Annotated in this window: 4 protein-coding genes; all 4 read left to right on the top strand. The window is 44.8% G+C overall.

Going from position 1 to position 2113, the window contains the following annotated elements:
- Positions 1-381: 381 nt before the first annotated feature.
- Genes ACFO8Q_RS00020 through ACFO8Q_RS00005 form a run of 4 tightly spaced genes read left to right on the top strand, consistent with a single transcriptional unit; the run spans position 382 to position 2053 of the window.
- Entirely contained in the window at positions 382-729 is a 348-nt protein-coding gene (locus ACFO8Q_RS00020) for a hypothetical protein (RefSeq protein ID WP_380023336.1), read from the top strand.
- Between the two features lie 13 nt (positions 730-742).
- A complete protein-coding gene (locus ACFO8Q_RS00015; RefSeq protein ID WP_380023333.1) occupies positions 743-1099 on the top strand; it encodes a hypothetical protein in 357 nt (118 codons plus the stop codon).
- Positions 1093-1617, top strand: coding sequence for a hypothetical protein (locus tag ACFO8Q_RS00010; protein WP_380023332.1), 525 nt, complete (start codon positions 1093-1095; stop codon positions 1615-1617). The genes ACFO8Q_RS00015 and ACFO8Q_RS00010 overlap by 7 nt, the downstream gene beginning before the upstream one ends.
- On the top strand, positions 1610-2053 hold the full coding sequence (locus tag ACFO8Q_RS00005) for a HesA/MoeB/ThiF family protein (RefSeq protein WP_380023331.1): 444 nt from the start codon (positions 1610-1612) through the stop codon (positions 2051-2053). Before ACFO8Q_RS00010 ends, ACFO8Q_RS00005 begins: the two co-directional genes overlap by 8 nt.
- The last annotated feature ends 60 nt before the right edge of the window (positions 2054-2113 follow it).

The following is a 2113-nucleotide window of genomic DNA, read 5'->3' as shown; positions in this document are numbered from 1 at the left end:
AATCGGTCGTTTAATCTTACATATTATGGATTATCGTGTGTTGTTGCATTTATTCTTGCAATTTAAGCACCCTTTTTATTTTCATTATATACAAAAAAACAGTTTACGTATACATGATAAGTACACTTTACAAAAAATATTTTCAGGAATATAATTCAATTAGCAAGCCTGGTACATGTAGGAAGCTCGGGCGAAAGAAAGGGGAGGAGTGTTTTCACGTACGCTTACCTATTTTGTTGCAAATAAAAACGCGGCATGTGCGAGATGCCGCGTTGGTTCGGCCTTTTACAAGGCCAGTGGATATGGTTATGTACATTTATAAATTATACCATATCCTCCGGTTATCTGGAAGAACAACTTAACTGGGGAGTGACTTGCGAAATGAAAAAAGAGTTGGCAGCATTTATTCAGTACAACCAAGACCATGGCTACGAAGCTGGCGGTTACGGTCATGGTAACAACGGAGACGGCGGTCACGGACAAGAAGACCATGGTGGCGGAGATAACGGACACGAAAACGACATGGTTACCATCTATGTGAACGACAACTCTTATCAAGTCCATCAGGGTCGACTAGATGTTTCCAAGATAAGAGAACTTGATGATATCCCGATAACGGATGTCCTTTACCAGATGCCGGATTACCTACTTCTAGCCAATGACAGTTTCGTTGTGGTCCACGGAGGAGAGCGATTTAAATCCGGCGGCTCTTCTGGGTATTCGTCTTAAGGAGGGAATCAATATGTATCCTCCTGACCAAATCGAACTTCTTCGAAGTATTTATGGAGAAGGAGTCGAAGAGCGTTCTGACGGCCAAGATCACTATATATTTATCCCGGGGCTGAAAATGCCCCAGGGATGTACACCCGAGCGTACAGATGCGTTGTTCTGTTTACAGTCCTTTGCTCCATCATGCGGGGGCTATACATCACGCCTCTTCTTAAGGGACCGTGTAGCGTCTCCCCATATACCAAACAACTTCAGCTCGTATCTCATTGCCGCAGAAACTTGGCATGCCTATTCACATAATAATGTTCAGCATGGGCCGTACCCGGAGATGATCATGAATCATTTAAGGGGGCTGTTGGTTGCATGTTGATACGAATGCATAAAACGATTTATCAGAGAATGAAGGGCGACTTAAGTCGCCCTCATCCTCACGCTTGGGAGCGCGTCGGATACGTCTTTATTAGACCAACCCAAGGGACAGTACTAGAAGCGACGGATTATGTACCGGTCCCGGATGAATTTTACGTTCGGGATTCCTCTGTGGGTGCGCATGTTGACCATCGGGCCATTGCACTGGCCATGAAGAGGGCGGACCACGGCAATGAGGGCGTTTTACAGGTTCACGAGCATGGAGGCAAGGGGATACCGCAGTTTAGCCCAGTGGATTATGAATCCCATCCCGTATATCTTCGCTCTTTCCAAAATGCCAACCCTCGTGTTACCCATGGATTCTTGCTCCTGAGTGAAAACTCGATGGTAGCCCGGGTTTGGAGACCAGGGGTAAGACAAGCGTTTGAGATCTACTCCTATAAAATTACTGGACATGGGTTCTTTGACTGGTTAAAGGAAAAAATCGGTGGAGTAGGGAGGCGTTTTGGTAATGAATAACCGTCAATCTTTCTTAGGAGATAACCTGGATACTATTCTCGAACATACTACTGTGGCCGCTATTGGTCTTGGGGGCGGGGGGTCTCAGGTTGTACAGCAACTTGCCCACATAGGTTTCAAGAAGTACATTCTCTGTGATTACGATGTGTTAGAGGATACGAATCTGAATCGAACCGTTGGGGCAAAGCAGGAAGATGTTGAACTTGGTTCTAGTAAAATTAGGATTGCTGTCCGACTCATCCGAGGAATTGTTCCTGATTCGGAAATATCTGAAGTAAAAACTACATTTCAGTCATCTCCTGAAGAAATTGGGCGGGCGCAAATTATTTTCGGATGCCTGGACGGTCTTCGAAATAGGAATGAGCTTGAAAAATTTGCTCGGCGCAAAAGAATTCCGTATATCGACATCGGGATGGATGTAACAAAACCGGATTAACCCCGCTTATTTGGACATACCTTCATTTTAGAGCTATTTTCATAGAGTTTCGTTTTATAT

This window comes from Effusibacillus consociatus (assembly GCF_042652925.1).
In the GTDB taxonomy this organism is placed as follows: domain Bacteria; phylum Bacillota; class Bacilli; order Tumebacillales; family Effusibacillaceae; genus Effusibacillus; species Effusibacillus consociatus.
The sequence above is the reverse complement of the archived record's forward strand: the minus strand, read 5'-3'. Positions and strand labels throughout refer to the sequence as shown.

Coding starts and splice junctions, on each gene's coding strand:
- ACFO8Q_RS00015 (WP_380023333.1), top strand. CDS start 743: ATGTATCCTCCTGACCAAATCGAACTTCTTCGAAGTATTTATGGAGAA.
- ACFO8Q_RS00020 (WP_380023336.1), top strand. CDS start 382: ATGAAAAAAGAGTTGGCAGCATTTATTCAGTACAACCAAGACCATGGC.
- ACFO8Q_RS00010 (WP_380023332.1), top strand. CDS start 1,093: ATGTTGATACGAATGCATAAAACGATTTATCAGAGAATGAAGGGCGAC.
- ACFO8Q_RS00005 (WP_380023331.1), top strand. CDS start 1,610: ATGAATAACCGTCAATCTTTCTTAGGAGATAACCTGGATACTATTCTC.